The organism is Streptosporangium sp. NPDC023963 (genome assembly GCF_040639135.1).
Lineage (GTDB): Bacteria > Actinomycetota > Actinomycetes > Streptosporangiales > Streptosporangiaceae > Streptosporangium.
On the sequence record NZ_JBEZZK010000001.1, the window covers coordinates 1,173,498 to 1,197,793 of the forward strand.

At 71.8% G+C, this 24,296-nt stretch carries 16 protein-coding genes; 7 read left to right on the top strand and 9 right to left on the bottom strand.

All coding sequences use genetic code 11. The features are described 5' to 3' along the window. The first annotated feature begins 247 nt into the window (after positions 1–247). Entirely contained in the window at positions 248–5,185 is a 4,938-nt protein-coding gene (locus tag AB0F88_RS05005; RefSeq protein ID WP_362677463.1) for an ATP-dependent helicase, read from the top strand. A gap of 208 nt (positions 5,186–5,393) precedes the next feature. Further along, positions 5,394–6,287, top strand: a complete 894-nt coding sequence (locus AB0F88_RS05010) for an oxidoreductase (RefSeq protein ID WP_362677465.1) — start codon at positions 5,394–5,396, stop codon at positions 6,285–6,287. A 319-nt stretch (positions 6,288–6,606) separates the two neighbouring features. On the opposite strand, the gene AB0F88_RS05015 is transcribed toward AB0F88_RS05010, so the two are convergent. After that, complete coding sequence (locus tag AB0F88_RS05015; protein WP_362677468.1) at positions 6,607–6,924, bottom strand: hypothetical protein; 318 nt, start codon at positions 6,922–6,924, stop codon at positions 6,607–6,609. A 565-nt stretch (positions 6,925–7,489) separates the two neighbouring features. Beyond that, positions 7,490–7,942, bottom strand: coding sequence for a hypothetical protein (locus AB0F88_RS05020; protein ID WP_362677470.1), 453 nt, complete (start codon positions 7,940–7,942; stop codon positions 7,490–7,492). 31 nt (positions 7,943–7,973) lie between these two features. On the opposite strand from AB0F88_RS05020, the gene AB0F88_RS05025 reads away from it, so the two are divergent. After that, positions 7,974–8,939: a methyltransferase gene (locus AB0F88_RS05025; protein WP_362677472.1), complete on the top strand. Its 966-nt coding sequence runs from the start codon at positions 7,974–7,976 to the stop codon at positions 8,937–8,939. Between the two features lie 145 nt (positions 8,940–9,084). On the opposite strand, the gene AB0F88_RS05030 is transcribed toward AB0F88_RS05025, so the two are convergent. After that, complete coding sequence (locus tag AB0F88_RS05030) at positions 9,085–9,561, bottom strand: DUF488 domain-containing protein (protein ID WP_362677960.1); 477 nt, start codon at positions 9,559–9,561, stop codon at positions 9,085–9,087. 77 nt (positions 9,562–9,638) lie between these two features. Then, positions 9,639–10,034 (bottom strand): RidA family protein, encoded by a 396-nt coding sequence (locus tag AB0F88_RS05035; RefSeq protein ID WP_362677962.1) that lies wholly within the window; start codon positions 10,032–10,034, stop codon positions 9,639–9,641. A gap of 137 nt (positions 10,035–10,171) precedes the next feature. Between AB0F88_RS05035 and AB0F88_RS05040 the strand changes: the two genes are divergently transcribed. From AB0F88_RS05040 to AB0F88_RS05055, 4 genes are all read left to right on the top strand, one after another. After that, positions 10,172–11,146: a WYL domain-containing protein gene (locus tag AB0F88_RS05040; RefSeq protein WP_362677474.1), complete on the top strand. Its 975-nt coding sequence runs from the start codon at positions 10,172–10,174 to the stop codon at positions 11,144–11,146. Between the two features lie 166 nt (positions 11,147–11,312). After that, the gene (locus AB0F88_RS05045) at positions 11,313–11,732 is read left to right on the top strand and encodes a DUF4186 domain-containing protein (protein WP_362677476.1); all 420 of its coding nucleotides are present in this window, start codon (positions 11,313–11,315) and stop codon (positions 11,730–11,732) included. 194 nt (positions 11,733–11,926) lie between these two features. Beyond that, complete coding sequence (locus tag AB0F88_RS05050) at positions 11,927–13,141, top strand: IS110 family transposase (protein ID WP_362677478.1); 1,215 nt, start codon at positions 11,927–11,929, stop codon at positions 13,139–13,141. 27 nt (positions 13,142–13,168) lie between these two features. Beyond that, entirely contained in the window at positions 13,169–13,498 is a 330-nt protein-coding gene (locus AB0F88_RS05055) for a hypothetical protein (RefSeq protein ID WP_362677480.1), read from the top strand. A 161-nt stretch (positions 13,499–13,659) separates the two neighbouring features. Here AB0F88_RS05055 and AB0F88_RS05060 read toward each other — a convergent pair whose 3' ends face one another. Genes AB0F88_RS05060 through AB0F88_RS05080 form a run of 5 tightly spaced genes read right to left on the bottom strand, consistent with a single transcriptional unit; the run spans position 13,660 to position 24,222 of the window. After that, positions 13,660–19,347: an amino acid adenylation domain-containing protein gene (locus AB0F88_RS05060; RefSeq protein ID WP_362677482.1), complete on the bottom strand. Its 5,688-nt coding sequence runs from the start codon at positions 19,345–19,347 to the stop codon at positions 13,660–13,662. Beyond that, complete coding sequence (locus AB0F88_RS05065; RefSeq protein ID WP_362677484.1) at positions 19,344–20,582, bottom strand: 2-oxo acid dehydrogenase subunit E2; 1,239 nt, start codon at positions 20,580–20,582, stop codon at positions 19,344–19,346. Before AB0F88_RS05065 ends, AB0F88_RS05060 begins: the two co-directional genes overlap by 4 nt. Further along, positions 20,575–21,558, bottom strand: a complete 984-nt coding sequence (locus tag AB0F88_RS05070) for a transketolase C-terminal domain-containing protein (RefSeq protein ID WP_362677486.1) — start codon at positions 21,556–21,558, stop codon at positions 20,575–20,577. Before AB0F88_RS05070 ends, AB0F88_RS05065 begins: the two co-directional genes overlap by 8 nt. After that, positions 21,549–22,472: a thiamine pyrophosphate-dependent dehydrogenase E1 component subunit alpha gene (locus tag AB0F88_RS05075; protein WP_362677488.1), complete on the bottom strand. Its 924-nt coding sequence runs from the start codon at positions 22,470–22,472 to the stop codon at positions 21,549–21,551. The genes AB0F88_RS05070 and AB0F88_RS05075 overlap by 10 nt, the downstream gene beginning before the upstream one ends. After that, a complete protein-coding gene (locus AB0F88_RS05080; protein WP_362677490.1) occupies positions 22,465–24,222 on the bottom strand; it encodes a condensation domain-containing protein in 1,758 nt (585 codons plus the stop codon). Before AB0F88_RS05080 ends, AB0F88_RS05075 begins: the two co-directional genes overlap by 8 nt. Positions 24,223–24,296 lie beyond the last annotated feature (74 nt).

Below are 24,296 nucleotides of genomic sequence, written 5' to 3' on the forward strand. Positions count from 1 at the left end.
GAGCCAACCTATCCCGGACGTCACGTCATGGTGGCGAATGGTCACCGTCCCGGCGAACGCCGCGGATCCGGTCTCCCGCGGGGAGGCCGCGGCATCGGTGGGCCACGCGTCCGCAGGCGATGCGCGGACCGGCCGCTCCCGCCCGCCACCCGGTCGCAGGCCGGGCGGTGACGGGTTCTGTCGGTGGGGCCGTGCAGTATGGGCGGTGAGCCGGTCGGTCGTCCGGACCGGGAGCTAGGGGGCGGCGATGAGCGAGACGGCGAGCACGGGCGGGGCGCTCGACCACTTCACCCGGATGACCAGGGACTGGTTCACCGGGGCGTTCGCCGCGCCGACCGCCGCGCAGGAGGGGGCGTGGGCGGCGATCGCCCGGGGTGACAACACGCTGGTGGTCGCGCCCACCGGATCCGGCAAGACGCTGGCCGCGTTCCTGTGGTCGCTCGACCGGCTCGCCTCCTCCGCTCCCGGCTCCCCCCTGGACGCCGGATCCTCCGATACGGACCCGACGGCCGGTACGGGTGGCACAGGCGGCACCGGCGGCACAGGCGGCACCGGCGGCACAGGCGGTACGAGCACCCGGGGCGGGCGAGGGCGTTCGCGGGGGGACCGGGCGGACGGCGAGCCGGTGAGGCGTTGCCGGGTCCTGTACGTCTCGCCGCTCAAGGCCCTGGCGGTCGACGTCGAGCGCAACCTCCGGGCGCCGCTGGCCGGGCTGAGGCAGACCGCGCGGCGGCTCGGGCTCCCGGTGCCGGAGATCTCGGTGGCGATCCGGTCCGGGGACACCGCCCCCGAGGAGCGGCGGCGGTTCGCGACCCGGCCCTCCGACATCCTGATCACCACTCCCGAGTCGCTGTTCCTGCTGCTCACCAGCCAGGCCCGCGAGGCGTTGCGCGGTGTGGAGACGGTCATCGTCGACGAGGTGCACGCGGTGGCGGCCACCAAGCGCGGCGCGCACCTGGCCCTCAGCCTGGAGCGGCTCGACACCCTCCTGCCCCGGCCCGCCCAGCGGATCGGCCTGTCGGCGACCGTCCGGCCGGTGAGCGAGGTGGCCGCCTTCCTGGGCGGATCGCGCCCGGCGACCGTGGTCCAGCCGCCCTCCGACAAGGAGATCGAGGTCGAGGTGGTCGTCCCGATCGAGGACATGACCGAGCTCGACACGCCCCCCGCCCCGCCCGCCCCCGACGACGACCGCTGGCTGACCGAGACCCCGGCCAGGCGGTCGATCTGGCCGCACGTGGAGGAGCGGCTGTTCGAGCTGATCGGAGGCCACAGCTCCACGATCGTGTTCGCCAACTCCCGGCGCTTGGCCGAGAGGCTGTGCACCCGCCTCAACGAGCTGGCGTGGGAGCGGCGGGAGACCGGCGAGGAGCCGGCCGGGCAGGACGCGGAGGCGGGGGCGGAGCCGGTGCACTGGGCCGAGGGGTTCCCCGTCCCGCCGGCCTCCCTCTCCACCCCGGCGGAGACGATGGCGCAGGCCGGCGCGGCCAAGGGGGTCGTCCCGGAGATCGTGCGGGCCCACCACGGTTCGGTGTCGAAGGAGGAGCGCTCCCAGATCGAGGAGGCGCTCAAGTCCGGGCGGCTGCCCGCCGTGGTCGCGACCTCCAGCCTGGAGCTCGGCATCGACATGGGCGCGGTCGACCTGGTGGCCTGCGTCGGGGCGCCGCCGAGCGTGGCGAGCGGCCTGCAGCGGATCGGCCGGGCCGGGCACCAGGTGGGAGCGGTCTCGCGTGGCGTGATCTTCCCCAAGTACCGGGGGGACCTGGTCCAGACGGCCGTGGTGGCCGAGCGGATGAGGAGCGGGGAGATCGAGGACCTGCGCTACCCGCGCAACCCTCTCGACGTGCTCGCCCAGCAGATCGTGGCGATGACCGCGCTGGACGAGTGGACGGTCGACGAGCTGGAGGAGGTCGTGCGGCGGGCCGCCCCCTACCGGACGCTGCCCAGGAGCGCGCTGGAGGCGACGCTCGACATGCTCGCCGGCCGCTACCCGAGCGAGGAGTTCGCCGAGCTGCGTCCGCGCATCGTCTGGGACCGGGTGACCGGCACCCTGCGGGGCCGCCCCGGAGCCCAGCGGCTGGCGGTCACCAACGGCGGCACGATCCCCGACCGGGGGCTGTTCGGCGTGTTCCTGGTCGGGGAGAAGTCCTCCCGGGTGGGCGAGCTGGACGAGGAGATGGTCTACGAGTCGCGGGCCGGGGACGTGTTCGTGCTGGGCGCGACCTCCTGGCGGATCCAGGAGATCACGGCCGATCGGGTGCTGGTCACTCCCGCCCCCGGCCAGCCGGGCAAGCTCCCCTTCTGGCACGGCGACACCGCCGGGAGACCGGCGGAGCTGGGCAGGGCCATCGGCGCGTTCCTCCGCGAGATGTCGGCGGCGGGCGCGGACGCCGAGCCGGGAGGCGGGCGCGCCCCGGGCGCGAGGACGGGGGGCGCGGGAGCGGAACGCGCCGAAGCGGGAAACGGGGTGGCGGAGAACGCGAGACCGGGAGGCGCGGCGGCGGGGGGCACCGGGCGTGAGGGGGCCCTGGAGAGGATCAGGGCGGCGGGGCTGGACGAGTACGCCGCCGCCAACCTGCTCTCCTATCTGGCCGAGCAGCGGCAGGCGACCGGCTACGTGCCGGACGACAGGACGTTGCTGGTCGAGCGGTTCCACGACGAGCTGGGCGACTGGCGGGTGGTGGTGCACTCCCCGTACGGGGCGCGGGTGCACGCGCCGTGGGCGCTGGCGATCGGGCGGCGGCTGCGGGAGCGCTACGGCGTCGACGTGCAGGCCCTGCACTCCGACGACGGGATCGTGCTGCGCATCCCCGACACGCTCTCCGACCCCCCGTCCGACGTCGCGGTCTTCGACGCGGACGAGATAGAGCGGATCGTCACCGAGGAGCTGGGCGGCTCCGCGCTGTTCGCGGCGCGGTTCCGCGAGTGCGCGGGGCGGTCCCTGCTGCTGCCGCGCCGGGTGCCGGGCAGGCGGTCGCCGCTCTGGCAGCAGCGGCAGCGCGCCTCGCACCTGCTGAGCGTGGCGGGCCGCTACGGGTCGTTCCCCGTGGTGCTGGAGACGATGCGCGAGTGCCTTCAGGACGTGTTCGACGTGCCGGGGCTGGTCCGGCTGATGCGCGACATCGAGGCGCGGCGGGTCCGGCTGGTGGAGGTCGAGACTGACAAGGCGTCGCCGTTCGCGGCGTCGCTGCTGTTCAACTACATAGGCGCGTTCATGTACGAGGGCGACGCCCCGCTGGCCGAGCGCCGCGCCCAGGCGCTCGCGCTCGACACGACCCTGCTGGCCGAGTTGCTGGGCCAGGCGGACCTGCGCGAGCTGCTCGACCTCGACGTGATCACCGACGCCGAGCGGGAGCTGGCCCGGCTGGACCGGCCGCTGCGCGACGCCGAGGACCTGGCCGACCTGCTCCGCTCCCACGGCCCCCTGGTGGCCGAGGACGTCGGCGTGCGCGAGGGCGACCCGGCGTGGCTGACCGTGCTGGAGGGCTCCCGGCGGGCCATCAGGGTGCGGGTGGCGGGGCAGGAGCGGTGGGCGGCGATCGAGGACGCCGCCCGGTTGCGCGACGCGCTCGGCGTGCCGCTGCCCGTCGGGGTTCCGCACGCGTTCCTCGAGCCGGTCGACGACCCGCTGGGCGACCTGCTGGCCCGGCACGCCCGTACGCGCACCCCCTTCCTCGCGAGCACCGCCGCGACCAGGTTCGGTCTCGGCCCCGCGGTCGTCACCGATGCGCTGCGCCGCCTGGCCGCCTCGGGGCGGCTGGTGAGCGGGGAGTTCCGGCCGGGTGGCCGGGGCGAGGAGTGGTGCGACGCGGGGGTGCTGCGGATGCTGCGCCGCAGGTCCCTGGCCAGGCTCCGCAAGGAGGTGGAGCCGGTCCCCCCGGAGATCCTGGCCGCCTTCGCGCCCGCCTGGCACGGCATCACCGGCGCCCCGCAGCGGGGCAGGCCGCCGATCGACGCGCTGGTGGGCGCGATCGAGCAGTTGCAGGGCGCGGCGGTGCCCGCGTCGGCGCTGGAGACGCTGATCCTGCCCTCGCGGGTGCCCGGGTACGACCCGTCGTTCCTGGACGAGCTGACGGCCTCCGGCGAGGTGATCTGGGTGGGGCAGGGGTCCCTGCCGGGCGGCGACGGCTGGGTGTCCCTCTACTTCGCCGACACCGCGCCGCTGCTGATACCCGGCCCCGCCGACATCACCCTGACGCCGGTGCACGAGGCGGTGCTGGAGGTTCTGGGTGGCGGGGGCGCGCTGTTCTTCCGCGAGCTGGGCGGCCGGGCCGGCGCCCTCCTGGCCGGCGCCGTCCCGGACGACCGCGCCCTGTCCGCCGCCGTGTGGGACCTGGTGTGGTCGGGCCGGATCACCGGCGACACGCTGGCGCCGCTGCGTGCCGTCCTCGGGACGGGACGCCCCGCGCACCGCCCGGCCCCGACCCGGCGACGGCGGGCGGTGCTGCCGACCAGGAGCGGCCCGCCCACGGTGGGCGGGCGCTGGTGGGCACTGCCCGCCCTCGCGGAGGACGCCACCCAGCGCGCCCACGCCCAGGCCGAGGTGCTGCTGGAGCGGCACGGCGTGGTGACCAGGGGTGCGGTGACCGCCGAGCGGCTGCCGGGCGGGTTCGCCGCCGTCTACCAGGTGCTCCGCGCCTTCGAGGAGAGCGGCCGGTGCCGCAGGGGTTACTTCGTGGAAGGGCTGGGCGGTGCCCAGTTCGCCCTCCCCGGTGCCGTCGACCGGATGCGCGCCACATCCCCCTCCCCCACCCACCCGGACACGGCACCGGCGCCCGACCCGTGGAGTGCGCCGAAGCCGGAGAGGGCGGGGGGGAACGCCCGGCGGGCTGTGGTGCTGGCGGCCGCCGACCCGGCCAGTCCGTACGGGGCGGCCCTGCCGTGGCCCGCGCACCCCGGGGAGGTGTCCCACAAGCCCGGCAGGAAGGCCGGTTCCCTGGTCGTGCTCGTCGACGGGCACCTGGTCCTCTACGTCGAGCGCGGTGGCAAGACCCTGCTGTCCTTCTCCGGCGACGACCGCCTCCGGCCCGCCGTCGACGCCCTCGCGCTCGCCGTGCGCGACGGCGCGCTGGGCAAGCTGACCGTCGAGCGGGCGGACGGCACCGCCATCAACGACTCCCCCCTGGGCGCCGCCCTGGAGGCCGCCGGTTTCCACCCGACTCCCAGGGGCCTGCGCCTGCGGGCCTAGCACTCCAGCGACACTTCGCGATCACGCTTGGAATCGGCGCCGGTGCGGCAATGGCCGGCGATGAGCCTGGCCGAGCTGATATGCTGACCAGCAGATTTTTGAGCCTTCCCAGCCGGGTCCAGCCCGCCGGGGAGGCTTTTTTCATGCCCGGATCCGGCCGGACCCCGATGACCGCGGCACGTAATCACACGAAGACGTAAGGATGATCATGGCCTTTGCCACTCCCGCCGCGGCGGCGGGGACCTGGAACCTCGGCGATCTGACCATCAACCGGATCGGGTTCGGCACGATGCGCCTGACGGGCAGCGTCGCCTTCGGTCCGGGCGTCCCCGGCGACCGCGACCGCTCGATCGCCGTGCTGCGCCGCGCGGTCGAGTTGGGCGTCGATCACGTGGACACCGCCGCGTACTACTTCTCACCGCACCTGGCGGCCAACGAGCTGATCCGCCAGGCCCTGGCCCCCTACCCGGACAACCTTGTCATCGCCTCGAAGGTCTGGCCGTCCCGGGACCCGTCAGGCGCGTGGTCGTGGGCCGCCCCAGAGGAGTTGCGCGGCCAGGTGGAGAAGAATTTGCGCGCCCTCGGCCGCGACCATCTCGACGTCGTCAACCTCCGTATCCCGCCGAGCAGGCGAACCGGCTCGATCGCCGACCACTTCGGCGCACTGGCCGACCTGCGCACCGCCGGCCTCATCCGCCACCTGGGTGTCTCCAACGCCACCTCCGCGCATCTGGCCGAGGCTCAGACCATCGCGCCGGTGGTCTGCCTGCAGAACGCCTTCGGCGTCGGCGCCCCACCCAGCGAGCAGGAGCTCCTGCGAAGCTGCGCCGAGCAGGGCATCGCGTTCGTGCCGTTCTTCTCGATCGCCGGCGCCGGGCGCGAGACGGGCGCCGGCGGCACGGAGCACGAGGAGATACTCGCCATCGCCCGCGCCCGCGGCGCCACCCCCGCGCAGATCCGGCTGGCCTGGACGCTGCACCAGGGACCGAACGTGCTGGCCATCCCGGGCACCGGCAACCCGGAGCACCTGACGGAGAACGTGGCCGCCGCGGCGCTGCGGCTGTCGGACGACGAGGCGGCCCGCCTCGCCTCCCTCGGCTAGGGTCCACTGGCAAGGCTACGTGCACGCCTGGCCCGTAACGCGGGCATCTCCCGGTATCCGGTGACACTTCGCGATCATGGCTGGGATCTGCGCTGGTAGTGGCAATGTCGGGCGGTGGCCTGATGGCGTCGGCGCCATCGCGACCAGTGCAGTACCTGCCGGCCCCGGCCCGGGTCCGTGGAGCAACCGCCCACTTCATCATCGACCCGGGCAAATGCGAAGGTCAGCGGTCAAGCGGCAGGCCAACCTCGCCGACGTCGCGCTCCGCGCCCTGCCCGCCTCGGGCACCCACCGCCACACCGTCGATGTGACCTACCGGTCAGCGTGGGCGGCTGAGGGCGGCCTCGGCCAGGTCCGTCCATTTCTCGGCCGAGGAGTGGGGCACGACCACCCAGTCCTTCATCGTCCTGCCCCGCCCCGAGGGATCGAACAGGGACGCCCCGGCCAGCTGGAGCGCGGCCGTGTGTTCGGGGGTGTCCCTCACCAGCCGGAACACCATCGCGCCGTCGCGCTGCAGGCTCGCGAACACCTTCCCTGCCTGGTCTTTCAGCGCGGGATTCCCCATCATCCTGGAGATCCCCACACCCAGGTCGGCCAGCTCGGCGCCGACCTGTTTGAAATCCTCTTCCGCGCTCATCGTCAGTCGATCCCAAACTCCATGGCGACATGGTCGAGCGGCTTGTCGTGGTCGGGGCTCTTCGCGCGTGACGCGCTCGCCTCGGCCCCGCCTTCCGGCAGCACGGCGATCAGGCTAGCCATCCTGGCGACACCGATCAAGGCCGGACGCGGGGTGCCGACCGGGCCGAGCAGGCGCCGCGGCCCCGCGCGGCCGGCCGTGCACGCCGCCAGGAAGACCTGGTGCGCCCGCACCCCGTGGTCGAACCGGCGCGACCGAGCCGACCAGATGGGCCGCCAAGCTTCCGAGCAGTGCGGGAATCGGCTGCGGACGTGTCGGCCGGATCGCCCCGCCACGCGGGAAACGTGACCGTCCCCACTTGTGTTCCCACGGTGGCAGAAGTGTCGGTCCCCACATTGGATTACGTTTACCCAGCAATTCCGCACCCGCCCTGTGCTGCGTCGGACCGATAGGCGGCAAGGCCCGGTCCAATGTCTCGAAGTCAAGCCCTGCAACGGAAACTTCGCGGCGGGAAAGAATCGCGAATCATATTGTGGGATAAGGATCACGGACCATATTGTGGGATTCAGCGGCGCCAGCGGTGGCTATTTCTCGAAGAGAATGCAGTGCCGTCCTGACAGTGCGTGACCGCCGCACGGTTCAGGTTTTTATCGGAGGTTCTCATGACTGATCTGACATTTTTTCCGCTGGTGAACTCGCTGCCGCCGTCGCGGCGAAAGAGGTGTCGAGCATCGAGTTGCTCGACCACTACCTGTCCCGTGTAGAGCGGTTCGGTCCGCAGGTGAACGTCATTGTCGCCCTGGACGTGGAAGGGGCGCGGACCGAACAGCTCTTGACCAGGCCGTTCATCCCTTTCTGGCGCACCTGCCGGCCCACTGGCGCCACCCTCGGCAACGGCGTGACGGGCGGTGAGGATCTTGTTCAGCCGGATCGTCGTCTTCCGGCGCCTGTCCTTGATCAGTACTGTTAGGAAAATCTGTCGTAAGGTCGGGAGGTCGGAATGACGGTCGACGTTCAAACGACTCGGAATGTGATTGAGATGATCACCGGTGGGGTGGAGGGCGCAAGCCCTCTATACCGCGGTCAAACTCGGGCTGCCGGATCATATCGAAGCCGGCCGGACCACCTGCGGCGAACTCGCCGAATCGACCGGGGCGAAGGAAGAGGGCATTCACCGCCTGATGCGACTTCTGGTGGCCATGGGCGTATTCGAGGGCAACGAGCGGACCGGTTATCGGAATACCGCTATGAGCGCGGCACTGCTCGACGATCCTCAGTCCCTGTGCGACATGTGCCTGCTCCACGGCGAGGAGTACTATAACGCCTGGGGTCACGCCCACCACGCCATCAGCACGGCCGGCTCGGCTTTTGAAGTTGCCTACGGTCAGTCGTTTTACACCTATCTCAGTCAGGACAAGGACACCGCAAAGCGTTTCCAGCACACCATGAACGCCGGAAACATGTTCTTCGACCAGGTGCCGGAGATCTTCGACTTCTCCGGCAAGAGGGTCGTGGACGTGGGCGGAGGGGGCGGGCACCTGCTCACCGCGATCCTGGGCGCCACACCGGATGCCCGAGGTACGCTCTTCGACCGCGAACACATGATGCCCGCGGCGCGTGAGCACCTGGCCACCACGGTCGGACTGGACCGTGTCCAGCTGGTCGGGGGTGACATGTTCAAAGCCGTCCCGGAGGGTGGGGACGTCTACGTTCTCTGCCGGGTGCTGGCAGGCTGGGAAGACGACGCGGTCGTCGAGGTCTTCGAGAACTGCCGGCGTGCCATGGCGGACTCCTCGTCGCGACTGCTGGTCATCGATCGTCTTGTCGTGGACGAGGACTCCACCGTGCTGCCCGCCCTGTGGGATCTGCACCTCCTGATGACGACCGGTGGCAGGCACCGCACTCTCGACAGGTTCAAAGAGATGCTGAACCGGGCCGGCCTGGACGTCGAACGGGTCGCCGAGCTGCCCATGGAGACGACCGCCATGATCGCGGCGCCACGTCCTTCGGCGTAACACCGAGGTCGTTGTTCCTCGCCGATCCCGCGGCGGACGATCGCGACGCTGCCTGGGGGACAGCCTCCGCCGCGGGAACGGGAGTCGTACGCCTGCGTGCTTCCAGTCCACCGCCGCCACGAACTCCAGGGGTCGGGTCAACGCGTCACAGCGGGCGCAAGTGCTCAACCGTGACGGGGTGCTGCTCGGTCAGCCGCTGAGCGATCAACGAGCGATGGCAGGCCTCGGCGTCGCGCTCGACACAGAGCAGCGCCGCGGTCCCGGTGCTCGACACCGCCGACACGATCGGCACGAGGTCGGCACAGTCGAGGATCTCGTTGGTGTAGCGGCGGGTGTACTCGGCGGCGAGTTCGCGGCGCGAGCGCTTGCCGACCCCTTGACGGCCATCCTCGGCGTACTGGAGCTGACGTAACTCCGTGGTCGGAGCGAGCTCGAGGTGGTGCTCGTAAGCGATCCCGGCACGAGCGAGAGCCGCCTGCAGCCGGAGTGAGTTCGCCCAGGCGTACTCGGATCCCCGGACACCACGGCGCTGGCGTACATCGAGCAACAGACGGACATCCGCCTGCCGCAGCCGTCGCAGAAAGGACTCGCCGTCGAAACCGTAGACACCGATCGTCGCCATCTCGAGCACCGGGAATCACCCACCTGCCTACTGATCGTGCCGCCTCCGGCACCGCTGCCGGAGGCGGCGATGTGGTACTACGCGACGGCGGTTCCCTCGAGCTCGACCATCAGGTCGGGGATCGCCAGCCGTGTCACTCCGAGCATCGTGGTGGACGGTGTCACCCTGGCGGCGCCCAACCGTGCCGCCAGCACGCCGTAGTGCTGGAAGAGGCGATCGACGTCGGTGGTGTAGACGTTGAGCCGGACGAGGTTCGCGAGGGACATGCCGGCCTCGCTGAGCACGGCCTCCAGGTTGTCGAGGCTCAGCGCCAGCTGCGCCTCCATGTCATCGGTATGCTGGGGCTTGCCGTCGCCGCTCATCGCGGTCTGCCCGGAGATGTACAGGGTCCGGGTGTGGCCGGAGACGACCTCACCCTGGTTGTATCCCAGCTCCGTCGACCACGCCCACGGATTGACCGCCGTTCGCTCCACTGCCACATTCGCTCCATTCGATTCGTCGACACCACGCACGTCGATCGGCTCGGTAGCCGACATCTTTTCGGTCGCGTTGACGAGCCTCCCAAGTAATCACGACATCTTGTGTCGTATATCGCGGTTAAAGTTCTTGTATGCGCGCCGACCGGTTGGTCTCGTTGGTGCTGCTGCTGCGGCGGCACGGCCGGCTGTCCGCGGCCGCGCTGGCCCGCGAGCTTGAGGTCTCCACCCGCACCGTGCTGCGCGACATCGAGGCGCTGTCCGCGGCCGGTGTCCCGGTCTACGCCGAACGCGGCCGGCACGGCGGTTTCGCGTTGTTGCCCGATTTCCGGACCGAGCTCACCGGGCTGAACCCCGACGAGGCCCTCGCCCTGCTGGTCGCCGGATCGCGGCGCGGCGCGCAGGCGTTCGGCCTCGGCTCGGCGCTCGCTTCGGCGATGCTCAAGGTGGTCGACGCGCTGCCCGAGGGCTATCGGGACACCGCGGCCGGCGCGGCCGAGCGACTGCTCATCGACCCGGAGAGCGACCTCCTCTCGCGCCGGCTGGCCGCCGAGGAGGTGCCCGACGCCGTAGCGGCCGAGGTCCTGCGCGCGGTGTTCGCCGGACACAGGCTGCGCATCCACTACGCGGCCGCGGACCAGGCCCCCAAGTGGCGCACGGTGGACCCGATCGGGCTGGTCACCATACGCGACCGGGGCTACCTGCTGGCCACCAGATCCGGCGCGGACCGCACCTACCGGCTGTCTCGGGTCCTGGCCGCCGAGGAACTCGACGAACCCGCACAGCGACCGGACCGGGTCGATCTGGACCGGGCCTGGCAGGAGCGCAGCACCCGGTTCCGGGCCGGCGGCGACCAGGTCACCGTGCTGGTACAGGTGGACCCGGCTCGGCGCGAGGACCTGCTGGGCACCGCGCTGGCCGTCCTCTCCGAAGAGACCGATCCGGACGGCCGGCTGCGGCTGGAGGTGACCTTCCAGGATCCGAGACACGCCGAATGGGCGCTGTGGCAGCTCACCACGAACGCCGAAGCCCTGGCCCCGCAGTGGCTGCGCGACTCCCTGCGCGATCGCGCCGTCGCGATCGCCGCCCGCTACGGGGTGTCGTCCTGAGAGTCGGGGATGCGGATCGTCTCGACGACCTCGGTCAGGCGGGTGCGGCCCGCGAAGACCGGGTCGCCGCGACCTGGAGCCGGCTGAGGACCTGCGGCGGCTCACACAGGTGGAGCCGCTCCCTGGACGACCGCCGGGAAGACGGACGCGGGCGTAGATTCCGGTGATGGACGAATTGGACGCCAGGTTGCACCGGATCGGACAGCACCCCTTCCGCGCGAGGTTCCGGCTGCGTGGCCGGGACCGCGCGGTGGTCGACCTGCGCGGCATCACGACCGTCCGCAGACACGCCGAGGAGCTGATCGGCCGCAGGCTGGCCCCGGCCGAACCGCGCAACGACGGCCGTCAGACGCCCTACCGCGGGCATCCCGTCTTCGTCGCCCAGCACGCCACCGCGACGTGCTGCCGCACCTGTCTGGCGCGCCGGCACGACATCCCCGCCGGGCACGAACTCGACGACGCCGAGCGCGGCTACGTCGTGGAGGCGATCTGCCGGTGGATCACGGATCAGTACGACTCTCACCCCCGTCACCTTTTTCACGTCCCCACCGTGAGGTGGGGAGCCCGGTCACCCTGCCCGGCATGACTCAAACCCCCTGTCGCAAGCATGATCCGGGGGGTGTTGTCACCGGGCCCGGGTGGCGTCGGTGGACCGCTTATAGGGACAAGGCAACCTTCTGTGACGAAGTCATCGTCTCGCCGTAACGTTGATGCCGGCAGCCGTCGCCAGACCTCTGTGACCAGGCCAAACGACACAACCCCCCCGAGTGAGGTAAGGCATTGGGCCCCGAGTACGCGGTGTTCCTGGGACTGGACGTCGGCAAGGGCGAACACCATGCCTGCGCCCTGGACCCGTCCGGTAAGAAACTGCACGACAAGCCGCTCCCGAACGACGAGCAGCGGCTGCGAGCGTTGTTCGGCCATCTCAGCAGGCACGGCCGGGTCTTGGTGGTGGTCGACCAGCCCGCTTCGATCGGCGCGTTGCCGGTTGCGGTCGCCCGGGCCGAGGGCTGCCAGGTCGCCTACCTGCCCGGACTGACCATGCGGCGCCTGGCCGACGTCCATCCCGGCAACGCCAAGACCGACGCCCGCGACGCCTTCGTCATCGCTGATGCCGCCCGCACTCTCCCGCACACACTGCGGCGGGTCGACACCGGCGCCGAGACACTCACTGAACTGGAGGTTCTTCTCGGGTTCGACGATGACCTGTCCGCAGAGGCCACCCGGGTCGCCAACCGAATCCGCGGGCTGCTCACCACGATCCATCCCGCCCTGGAGAAGGCGCTGGGCCCCAAGCTGCACCACCCGGCCGCCCTGGAGTTCCTCATCCAGTACGGCGGCCCGGAGGGGTTGCGCACGGCCACCGCCGAGGAGCTGCCGGCCATCGCCAAGCCCCTCGCACCGCGGATGGCCGGACGGCTGGTCCAAGCCGTGAAGGCCTCGCTGGACGCCCAGACCGTCACCGTTCCCGGCACCACGGCGGCCGCGACCGTCCTGCCGCACCTGGCCTGGTCGCTGCGCCTGGTGCATGATCAGCGCAAACAGGTCGCCGCCCAGGTGGAGGAGATCCTTGCTGCGCTCCCTCTCGCAGGGGTCCTGACCTCGATGCCCGGCCTCGGGATCAGGACCGCCGCGCGGATCCTCGTCGAGATCGGCGACATCGCCGCCTTCGCGACGTCGGGGCATCTGGCCGCCTACGCCGGCCTGCCACCCGTCACCCGCCGATCGGGATCCTCCATCAAGGGCGAACACCCTCCCAAAGGCGGAAACAAGAGCCTGAAACGAGCCATGTTCCTGTCCGCGTTCGCAGCCCTCTCAGACCCGCTGAGCAGGGCCTATTGCGACCGGAAGAGAGCCGAGGGCAAGAAACACAACGCCGCCCTCATCTGCCTGGCCCGCCGCCGCAGCGACGTCATCTACGCCATGCTCCGCGACCGGAAGCCCTACCAGCCCACCCGAAAAACCACCGCTCAACCCGCCAGGACCGCAGCGTGAGGAAGGTCATGGGGCATCATCAGCACCGTGAACGACTTCGACCTGGCCCACTTCGCCGCTGCCGTCCATGACCGCGCCCCGGGCTGGGAAACGGCCGACGTTCAATGGCAGCTCACCATCGGTCCGACCCGCGACAAGTCCGCAGCATGGGTCACCTGCGAGGATGCCCGCCGAGTAATCCAACTCACGGTCTGGACCAGCGGCGAAGCAGAACTCGATGTCGGCGACCTTGCCAGTGGCACCACCGCCAGCGTCCACTACGACCTGGCCACCTCAGAAGATCTCGCCGCCTGCCTCGACGACCTCACGCAGCATTTCGCTAAGCAGGTGCGCTGCACCACTCGACCAATCCCATAGGGACACCCCCCGCCGCAGTGACACCCCCACGCGCCCCGGCCACCCGATCGCCGGCAGGGGCTGTTCCGCCGGCGCCGTCCGCGCCCGTCTCCGTCGCCGGCAGATCGGCGATACCGTCCCCGGACACGGCGGCCGGCTGACCGCCCGCGCTCGCCGCGGTGTCATCTCCGGGCCGAGATCACCTCGGCGACCGGCTCGTCACGCTCGCGTTCCTGACGCCTCTGGATGGCCTGGAAGCCGACCAGGTCGTCCGGGAGCGCGTCGGGGACGTCCGTGTCGAACCTGGACAGCGTGCGGGTCCGCATCGCGACCAGCGCCGTGACCGCGATGGCGACGGCGAACAGCACGTACATCAGGCCGACGCCCCGGCCCTCGCCGGTGCCGAGCACGAGGCCGGCCGTGCCGGCCAGCGGCCCCCCGGGGACCAGCAGCGGTTCGAACAGCTTGCTGCCGTACGGGGCGACCAGCCCGAAGCCGACCGGCAGGGTGGACCAGGCGATGAGCGTGTTGAGCGCGATGACGCGGCCGTGGAAGCGCTGCGGCACCTTGACCTGGATGATCGTCGCGTAGACGCCGTTGAGCATGGTCAGCCAGAACGACATCCCGAAGGCGCCGGCCGCGATCAGGATCAGGTTCTCCCGCAGGCCGGTGACCAGGCAGAAGAGGCTCAGTACGAGGGTGGAGAGCATGACGCCGCGCAGCCGGTGCCGTCGCGGGCCTCCCCAGACGGTCATGGTCAGGCCGCCGAGGAAGACCCCCAGGCCGCCGAAGAAGGAGATCCAGCCGACGTCCTCCAGCGTGGCGAAGCCCAGGACCAGCGGCGAGATGAGCAGGAACAGCGGGGACAGGAAGATGTTCAGCACCGCGAAGAAGAACAGCATGCCGCGGAAGCCCCGGTTGCCCCAGGAGAACTTCCAGCCCTCGACCATCTCGGCGACCAGCGACTCCCTGCGCTTCCACGCCATGGTCCCGGGGAAGCGGACGAAGACCAGCACCCCGATCGCGAAGACGTACGAGACGACGTCCAGGACGAGGATGCCCTCCAGCCCGATCACGGCCATCAGGCCGACCGCGGCCAGCGGGACGACCAGCTGGGCGGTGCCGGTGACCATCTGGACCACGCCGTTGGCGTGGCCGAGGAAGCGCTTGGGGACCAGCTGCGGGATGGCGGAGTTGTAGGCGAGGCGCTGGAAGGTCAGCGCGACCGACAGCAGGACCAGGAGCGGGTAGATGTGCCAGATCTGCAGGTTGCCGGTCCACAGCAGCACGCCCAGTGCCAGCTGGGTGCCGAACGCGCCGAAGTCTCCGGCGAGCATGACCCTGCGCCGGTCGTAGCGGTCGACGAGGGCACCGGCCAGGGGGGACACCAGCATGCCGGGGACCAGCGCGAGGACGGAGAACAGGGCCATCATGGGGAGGGAGCCGGTGGTGATGTAGATCCACAGCGGGATGGCGAACTCGGTCAGCGACGACCCGACGATCGAGACGAGCTGTCCGGCCGCCACGGCGGCGAACCGCTTCATGCTCGGCTGCGGACCGGAACGCGCCGGGGGGTCCGTCGCGACCGGGTGTCCCGTCCCCGGTGGAGCCCCGCCCGTGCCCGAGCCGGGAGGAGCCGACGCGTCCGCCTCCGTACCGGCAAGAGCGGGCGCGGGCGTCCCCGGACCGGTGGAGGCGGGAGCGGCCGGTCCCGCACCGGTGAGCGCGGGCGCCGCCGTCGCCGGGGCGATCTCCGCGAGGGCGTCCTGGGTGGAGACGCCGCCGAGCCACCAGGTGGACCGGTCGGTACGGGCCAGCTTCGCCGTGTCGCGGGAGGCGATGGCCCGGTGGGTGCCGGTGACGATGGCGGCAAGCTCTTCCGCCCGATATTTCAAGAAAAAGTGCCCGGCCTCGTCGAGGACGACCACGGCCGTGGAGTCGCTCAGCAGGTGCCACTCGCGGTAGCGCTCCTGGTGGAACTCGGTGGCCGGGTCGCGGTCGCCCACCACCGAGATGATCGGCGCCCCGAGCGGCTCGACGCCCTCCTCGAAGAGGCGGGTGAAGTAGCGTTCCGCCTCCCTGGTGCCCTTTCGACGGTTGTCGATCACCAGTTTGAGCTGGTCGGGCTCCAGGTCGTCCACCTCCAGACCGGCGGCCCGCAGGGCGTTGGCCCAGATCTGGTCGCTGCGCAGGCGGTCGGTCAGGTTCGACAGCTTGGCAAGCACCGAGGCGGGACGGGCGAAGGGGAAGACCCCGCCGAAGTAGAGAGCCTCGATCGGGCGGCCCATCTCCTCCAGGCGGCGGGCGATCTCCACGATCAGCATGACGCCGAGCCCGCAGTGCCCGTACAGCGCGATCGGGCCGCGGGCCTCCTTGAGGATCTCCTCCACGCAGTCCCGCGCGACCTCCCCCACCGGCCGGGTCGCCTCGACCAGCCCCATCTCCTGGCCGGGGACGGCGACCGCGTGCAGCGCCCAGTTCTGCGGCAGCGCGTCGGCCAGCGGCTGGTAGATGGCCGCGCTGCCGCCGCCGTACGGCACGCAGACCAGGGTCGAGGTGGCCGCGCGGGCCGGGGTGAGCCGGTGCAGCAGCATCCGCGGGCCGTCGTCGGCCGTCTCGACGAGCCGCGCCAGCTCGCGGACGGTCCGGTTCTTGAACAGGTCCAGGATCGTGACCTGGCGCCCGCCTTCGGGAATGGCTTTCCGAAGGCGGGCGACCACCTGTGCGGCGAGCAGCGAATGACCACCCAGGTCGAAGAAGTCGTCCAGCACGCCGACCTGGACCAGTCCGAGCACCGTCGCCCACACCGCCGCGATCGCCTCTTCGAGAGGCGTCTCCGGCGGGACGAATCCGGCCTCCTGGTCGGGTCGCGCCTCGTCGGGTTCGGGCAGCCTGGCCCGGTCGACCTTGCCGTGCGACTTCAGGGGCAGCTCGTCCAGCCAGACGAACCGCCCGGGGATCATGTACTCGGGAAGCCGCTCGCCGAGCCGCGCCCGCAGCTCGCTGACGCCGACCCGCTCCCCCGCGACCTCGCCGACCACGTACGCGACCAGCCGGTCCGCGCGCAGCTCGACGACGGCGTGCGCGATTCCCGGCTCGCCGGCGAGCACCGACTCGATCTCCGACAGCTCCACCCGGTAGCCCCTGACCTTGACCTGCAGGTCGCGGCGGCCGAGGAAGCACAGGTCGCCGGAGGGCAGCCAGCGGCCGAGGTCGCCGGTCCGGTACATGCGGGCGCCGGGCCCGCCGTACGGGTCGGGCAGGAACCTCTCCGCCGTCAGGCCGGGGCGTCCGAGGTAGCCGCGGGCGAGCCGGTCGCCGCCGAGGTAGATCTCGCCGGTCATGCCGGGCGGGACCAGCCTCAGGTGCTCGTCGAGCACGTAGACCCCGGCCCCGGGCAGCGGCCTGCCGATCGGCAGGTTCAGCGCCCGCTCGTGCTCGCCGGTGACGGCGTGGGTGGAGATGCCGACCGTGGCCTCGGTGGGGCCGTAGTGGTTGACCACCGTGGTGTGCGCGGTCAGCTCGCGCGCCCAGCCCCACCTCGAGGCCTCGCCGCCGAGGACGAGGAGCTTGCGCGGGAGCAGCTCGGCGGGGTCGTCGACCGCGGCGAGCAGCGAGGCGAGGTGGGAGGGGGTCATCTTCAGGTAGTCGGTGCCGCTCAGCAGCCCGGCGAGCTCCTCGGCGGGGGCCTGGGGGTCGGCCAGGTGCAGCTCCCCGCCGGTCATGAGCGACAGGTAGAAGATCGTCACCCCGAAGTCGAACGAGAGCGACTGCAGCAGCGTGTAGACCGCGCCGGGCTCGACCTCGAAGCGCTCTGCGACCCCGGCGAGGTAGTTGAGCACCTGCCGGTGCTGCACCCCGACGCCCTTCGGCCGCCCGGTGGTGCCCGAGGTGTAGATCACGTACGCGAGGTGGCCGGGCGAGACCTCCGGGGGCTCGAACCCGGTCTCGTCCAGCGCCTCGGAGTCCAGGCGGATCACCGGGACGCCGGGAACGCCGGGAAGCAGGTCGCGCAGCGCGGAGGTGGTCAGGACGGCGACGGCCCCGGCGTCGGCGAGCATGTACCCCAGCCGGTCGCGGGGCTGCTTGGGATCGAGGGGCACGTAGGCGCCGCCGGCCTTCAGCACGCCGACGACGGCCGCCGCCAGGTCGGTGGACTGTTCGAGGAAGACGCCCACCCTGGTGTCGGGGCCCACGCCGTGACGGTTCCTCAGCAGGGCGGCGATCCCGGTGGAGCGCTCGTCGAGCTCGGCGTACGTCAGCGAGCCGCCGCCCGCCTTCTCGGAACCGGAGCCGCCACGTGCCCCGGATGCCTTCCGCGAACCGGAGGAGCCGCCGCGCGCCGCGCGCACCGTGCCCGAGGCGGGCGAGCCCTCGTGGACCACGGCCGTCGCGCCGGGGGTGAGCGCGGCCTGCGCGGTGACGAGGTCGTGCAGCAGGTCGTGGCCGGACGGCCGCAGGGCCGGTCCCGAGCCGAAGCCCAGCACCAGCTCCCGCTCGTCGCCGGAGAGCAGCGACAGCTCCCCCACCCGCGTGTCCGGGTCCGCCACGATCGAGCGCAGCAGCGTCTCGAAGCGCGCCGCCAGCAGCTCGACGGTCTCCGGGTCGAACAGCGCGGTGCTGTAGGCGATGTGGCCGGCCAGCCCGCCGTCCGGGCTCTCGAACAGGTAGAGGCCGAGGTCGAACCGGGTGGTCCTGGCCGGGAGCGTGAGGTAGGAGACGCGCCCGTCCTCCTCGCCCGCCTTGAAGTTCTGCAGCGCGAAGGTGACCTGCGCGAGCGGCGACCGGCTCACGTCGCGGACCACGTTCAGCTCGCTGACCAGCTGGTCGAACGGGAGCTCCTGGTGCGCGTAGGCGTCCAGCGCGGTCTCGCGCGTCCGGGCCAGGAAGGCGGTGAACGACGGGTCGTCGGCCAGGTCGGCGCGCAGGACCAGGGTGTTGACGAACATGCCGACGACCCCGTCCAGCTCGGGCAGCCCGCGCCCGGCGACCGGGGAGCCGACCGCGAAGTCCGTCTGCCCCGAGTAGCGGGCCAGCAGGACCTGGAAGGCGGCGAGCAGCGTCATGTACGGCGTGGCACCGGCCGCGGCGCCCAGCTCGGCGAGCCGCCGGGTGAGGCCGGCGTCCACCCGGACGTCGAGGGCGGCTCCCTCGTGGCGCTGCTCGGCGGGGCGCGGCCGGTCGGCGGGCAGCTCGATGGCGGGCAGCCCGGCGAGCCGGTCGCGCCAGTGGTCGATCTCGCGGCGGTGGTCGCGACCCCGCTGCCAGAGGGCGTAGTCGCCGTAGCCGACCGGCGCGGGCGGCGGGGTGGCGCCGTCGTGCAGGGCGAGCAGCTCGCGGATGAGCAGGTCGCTGGACCAGCCGTCGATGACGGTGTGGTGGGCGGCGATGAGGAGGACGTGGTCGTCGGGCGCGATCCTGACCAGCACGGTGCGAAGGAGCGGGCCGCGTTCCAGGTCGAACGGGACGGCGAGGTCGGCGTCGAGCAACTCGATCGCGGCGTCCACGCCGTCCGCCTCGGCGACGCGCAGCGCGGCGGGCCCCGGCTCGTCGATGACCAGCTCGGGGGTGCCGTCGTCGGTGGTGAGGAACCGCGTCCGCAGGGCCTCGTGGCGCGCGACGATCTCGTCCAGCGCCCGGCGCAGCGCGCCGGCGTCCAGGTCCCCGCGCAGGCGCACCGCGACGGGGACGGTGTAGGTGGTGGTGCCCGGCCGGTACTGCTCCAGGAACCACAGGCGTTCCTGGGCGTGGGACAGGGGCGGGACGGTTCCGGGGGCGCGGCGGGCGACGGTGGCCCGCGCCTCTCCCCGGCTCTTCAGCCGCCTGGCCAGAAGCGCCTTCTTGGCGTCCGACAGCGTTGTCTCGGTCACGCGTGTAACTCCGTCCGGAGGGCCGCGAGGAAGAGCGCGGCGTCCCTGCCGTTGATCAGCCGATGGTCGTAGGCGAGGCCGATGTTGGCGACGGTCCTCGCGGTCACCGTGCCGTCCTCGGCGAGTGCCAGTTCGGGCTGCGGCGAGGTGATCGCGAGGGCGCAGACCGTGCCGGGGAAGATGAGGGGGATCGCGAGGACGACGTCGGCGTCGGTGTGCAGGGTGACGGCGATGTTGGCACCGGTGAGGTCCTTCTCTCGGAAGTCGCCCTCGGTGGCGGCGAGCCGGTAGCGCATGAGCGCGTCGGCGATGGCCTTGAGCGAGCCGGTGTCGTGGACGACCGGCACGTACAGGCCCTCGCCCATGTCGAACGTGACGCCGACGCGCGGGGCGTCGGCCGGATGCGCCCGGTCCCCGTCGAGCGAGGCGAAGAACAGCGGGAACGCGGGGTGCAGCGCGGCCACGGCCTGGACGAACAGCTCCGCCAGGCCGACCGGCCTGCGTACCTCCCTGCTCAGCCCCCTGGCCCGCTCCAGCAGCGGGCCCACTTCGAACCTCACGACGGTGTACGCGGCGGGGATGGTGCCGTGCGAGGTGGTGACGGCGCGCGCGACGGCCCGCTGCACCCGCGAGAGGCGGTGCGCTCCCACGTTCACGACCGGTTCCGGCACGTCCTCCAGCACGTCTCCCGGCACGGCCTCCCGCACGTCCTGCCCCGCGCCCTCCCGCACGTCCTCGCGCACGTCGGAGGCCGTCTGCCCGGTACGGCGGGAGGCCACGGCCTCCACGTCGGTCCTGCGGACGACGGTCAGACCCAGGGACGCGACCTCGGCGAGGGAGACGCCGAGCTCCTCCATGGCGGCGCGGGCGGGAGCGGTGACGACCGGCTCCGCCACCGGCGCGTCCTGCTGCCCCACCGTCTCCGCGGGGGCCACGACCTCGGGCACGTCATCGGACACGTCATCGGACACAGTGGCGGGCCCAGAGACGAGCGGCGGGGCCGCCTCGGCGGTGACGCGGGCGAGGAGCGCGCCGGGAGCGATCCAGGTGTCGAGGGCGGCGGCGTGGTGCAGGTAGCCGGTCTCCCCCGACTCCAGCTCGTCGGCCGCCTTGGAGGTCTCCAGGACGGCGATCGGCTCCCCGGCGATGACGGGCTTGCCGTTCCCCACCAGCCACTGGACGATCAGGTACTCGGTGTCGTTGTTGTTGAGCTTGGGGACGTGGATGTCAGCCACGCAGGGCCTCCCGTACGGCGTGGTGGATCGTGGACTCCCCGGCCAGGACCTCGTTCTCCAGGTGCGCGGCGGTGGGGATGACGGAGGCTCGCGAGTGGACGAGGCGGACGGGCCCGCGCAGGCGGCCCCAGAGGCGGGCGTGCAGCAGGTGGGCGACCTCGCTGCCCCAGGTGCCCCCGGCGGTGCTCTCCTCCGCGACCAGGACGACGTCCCCGAGGTGGGGCAGGAACGCGTCGGCGTCCAGCGGGTAGAGGCGGGAGGGGACCAGCAGCCGGACCGAGATCTCCTCCTCCATCATCAGGGAGCGCATCGCGCCCAGCACCCGGTGGACCATCCCGCCGGGAGCGATGACCACGCAGTCGGGGCGGTCGCCCGCGTCGCGGATGTCCACCATCGCCAGGTCCCCGTCGCGGCGCATCAGGAACAGCGGGTCCACCCGCTCCATCTGCCGGGTGTAGAGGACCTTGTCCTCGAAGAACACGCACGGCTCGCCTCGTTCCAGCATCGCCGCGAACACCGCGCGGTTGTCGTGGAAGGGGGACATCTCGTACAGCGACAGTCCCGGCATGCCGACGAAGTGCTTCTGCAGGCTCTGGCTGTGCGTGGGACCGTAGCCCCGGCCGCCGCCGGTCGGGCAGCGCACCACCATCCGCAGCGGGAGCCGCCTGCCGTACATCGACACCGACTTGCTCGCGAAGTTGCAGAGCTGGTCGAAGGCGAGCGCCACGAAGTCGCCGAACATGATCTCGGCCACGGCCGTGTTGCCGGTCAGCGCCAGTCCCGCCGCGACGCCGGTCAGCGCGCCCTCGCTGATCGGGGTGCCGATCACCCGCTCGGGAAAGCGGGTGGACAACCCCTTGGTGACCTTGAAGGCGCCGCCGTACGGATCGAGGATGTCCTCGCCGAGCACATAGGCGGTGGGGTCGTCGTCCAGCAGCCCGTGCAGGGCGGCGTTGAGGTTCTCCGCTACGCGCACGACCCCTCCCATCGGGAGGGCGGGCGCGCGGCCACCTCGTCGGCGACGGCCTCGACCTCGGCCTTGACGACGCCGTCGAACCGGTGGAAGTGCTCGGGGTGGTCGTGGGCGTAGCGGGCGTACCAGTCGTTGTCCCTGGCGGCCCGTACGACGTCGGCCGGGCGGATGTCGTCGCCCTTGCTGTGCGGCCCGAGGCGGTGGGTGACGAACTCGACCACCAGCGGCTGCCCCTCGCGCACCCGCGCGATCTCACGTTCCAGCGAGAGGCGGATCTCGTTGACGTCGCCGGAGAGGACCGGCCGGTGCGGGATGCCGAAGGCCGCCGCCCGGCCGGCCACCGTGCCGGCCATCTGCGCGGCGGTCGGGGTGGACTGGGCGATGCCGTTGTTCTCCACCACGACGAGCAGCGGGAGCTTCCAGAGCGCGGCGAGGTTCAGCGCCTCGTAGACCGCGCCCTCGCCCCAGGTGCCGTCGCCGATGTGCACGCAGGCCAGGGTGCCGGGCTCGGAGCGCTTGAGGTGGAGCGCGACCCCGGCGGCGACCGGCATGCTCTCGCCCTGCACGCCGGTGGACATGTAGCGGTCGCGGTGGATGTGCTGGCTGCCGCCGACGCCTCCGCAGACCGCGCCCTCCCTGCCCATGATCTCGGCGAGCAGGCCGTGCGGGTCGCGGAACCTGGCCAGGTAGTGGCCGTGTCCCCGGTGGTTGCTGAAGACGTGGTCGGCCGGGCCGAGCAGGGAGCGCAGCGCGACCGGGACGTACTCCTGGCCCAGGCAGGTGTGCGTGGTGCCGTTGAGGTCACCTCTGCCGTACAGCTCCAGGAGCTTGAGCTCGAAGTGCCTGACCAGGAGCAGGAGCTCCAGGTCGTCGTCGGCGAGGGGGGAGAGACGGAGCCCGTCGAGGGTCTCAGTCATCGCCGAGTGAATCTACGATCCCGGCGATCGTCGGGTTGTCGAAGAAGGCGTCCAGGGAGACCTCGATGTCCAGGCGCTTGCGCATGCGGGCGATGATCTGCGTGATGGTCAGGGAGTGGCCACCCAGGTCGAAGATGTCGTCATCGTCGGCGATCGGCGAGATGCCCAGTACTTCCTCCCAGATCTCGCGCACCTGGTCGGTCAGCGTGGTGACGGAACCCATCTCGTTCTCCAGAATTTCGTGCAGTGACAGGTCAGGGTCATGCATGGCGCGTTCCAGAAGGAGACGCAGGTCGTCGGCGACCCGGGCGGCGTCGGGCACCGTCTCGGGATCGTGACGCAGGCTGATCCGCAGCCCGCCGGGGCCGTCCACGCACTGCAGGTGCAGCGCGCCGCGTACCGCGTGGTTGAAGACGGTCCACTCCACCGACGTGTCGAGCCCGGCGAACACCGGGTCCGCGTCGCGGCGGGTGCGGTAGCTGACGGAGACGGGGACCAGCGCGGCGTGCGGCCGGAGGCGGGGCATCGCCCGGGAGAGCGGCACCTGGCGGAACCGGTAGACCTCCCGCAGCTCGGCGCGCAGGGCGGTGGCGAACTCGCGGAAGGTCGCCTCCGGGGACGGGCTGGAGGCGACCGGGAGTTCGTTGACGAACAGGCCGATGTGGCCGGCGGCCTCGGGGGGCCGGGTGGACAGGTCGACGGCGGTGGTGACCGCGGTGTTGCCGTAGCCGAGGAGCAGGGTGTGCAGCGCGGCGAGCAGCACCTCGAACCGGGTCAGGCCGGGGGGCTGCGTGGGTGAGGAGGAAGAGGGGGTCGAAGACGGAACGGACGTGGAAGGGGAATCCGAAGACGGAACGGACGCCGAGGAAGAGCCCGAGGACGGAACGGACGTGGAAGGGGAATCCGAAGACGGAACGGACGCCGAGGAAGAGCCCGAGGACGGAACGGACGTGGAAGGGGGATCCGAAGACGGAACGGACGGCGAGCGGGGCGTGATCGACGGATCGACGGTGAACCGCAGCACCCGGCCCTCGCCCGCCCGCCGGGATCGCAGCGCGCGGCCGAGCACGACGGTCTCGCCCGGATCGCGCCAGCGGGGCTTCCAGAACTCCCGCGCGCCGGGAAGCAGGGCGGCCACCCGGTCGCGCTCGGCCCGGCCGTGGTCGATCGCGGGCAGCGGGGGCGGCGGCTCGCCGTTGTGGAAGGCGGCCAGGTCGCGCACCAGGATGTCCTTCGACTGGCCGTCGAAGACCAGGTGGTGGGCGACGAAGAGGAGCAGGTGCCGCCCGGGGCCGATCCCGAACAGGGTGAACCTGGCCAGCGGGCCCTTCTCCAGGTCGAACTCGCGCAGGATCTCCTCCCGCACGGCCTCCTGTACGGCCCGCCCGTACCGCTCGCCGCTCTCGCCGTCCTCGCCGCTCTCGGACGAGGAATCCGGCGGGGAATCTCCGGTGACGGCATCGGAGTCGACAGGGCCGGAGGAGATCGACGCCTCGCGTACCGGGACCTGGGCGCCGGGCACGAGCCGCAGCTCGTTGTCCACCTCCGCCACCACGCTGCCCAGCATCGGGTGCCGGGCGGCCACCGCCGCGCAGGCCGCCAGGAGCGCGCCGGTGTCCAGGTCGCCGCGCAGGTGGACGAGTATCGGCATGTGGTAGGCGGCGCCCCCGCCCACGGTCTGCTCGGTCACCCACATCCCCTGCTGGGTGAACGTGACCTCCGGCAGGCCCGCGGACGCGGGTCCGGACACGGGCTCGGAAGCGCTCGCGGACGCGGGTCCGGACACGGGCTCGGACGGGCTTTCCCGCGGCGGCCCGGAGGTGT

Coding starts and splice junctions, on each gene's coding strand:
- AB0F88_RS05005 (WP_362677463.1), top strand. CDS start 248: ATGAGCGAGACGGCGAGCACGGGCGGGGCGCTCGACCACTTCACCCGG.
- AB0F88_RS05010 (WP_362677465.1), top strand. CDS start 5,394: ATGGCCTTTGCCACTCCCGCCGCGGCGGCGGGGACCTGGAACCTCGGC.
- AB0F88_RS05015 (WP_362677468.1), bottom strand. CDS start 6,924: ATGAGCGCGGAAGAGGATTTCAAACAGGTCGGCGCCGAGCTGGCCGAC.
- AB0F88_RS05030 (WP_362677960.1), bottom strand. CDS start 9,561: ATGGCGACGATCGGTGTCTACGGTTTCGACGGCGAGTCCTTTCTGCGA.
- AB0F88_RS05040 (WP_362677474.1), top strand. CDS start 10,172: ATGCGCGCCGACCGGTTGGTCTCGTTGGTGCTGCTGCTGCGGCGGCAC.
- AB0F88_RS05045 (WP_362677476.1), top strand. CDS start 11,313: ATGGACGAATTGGACGCCAGGTTGCACCGGATCGGACAGCACCCCTTC.
- AB0F88_RS05075 (WP_362677488.1), bottom strand. CDS start 22,472: ATGACTGAGACCCTCGACGGGCTCCGTCTCTCCCCCCTCGCCGACGAC.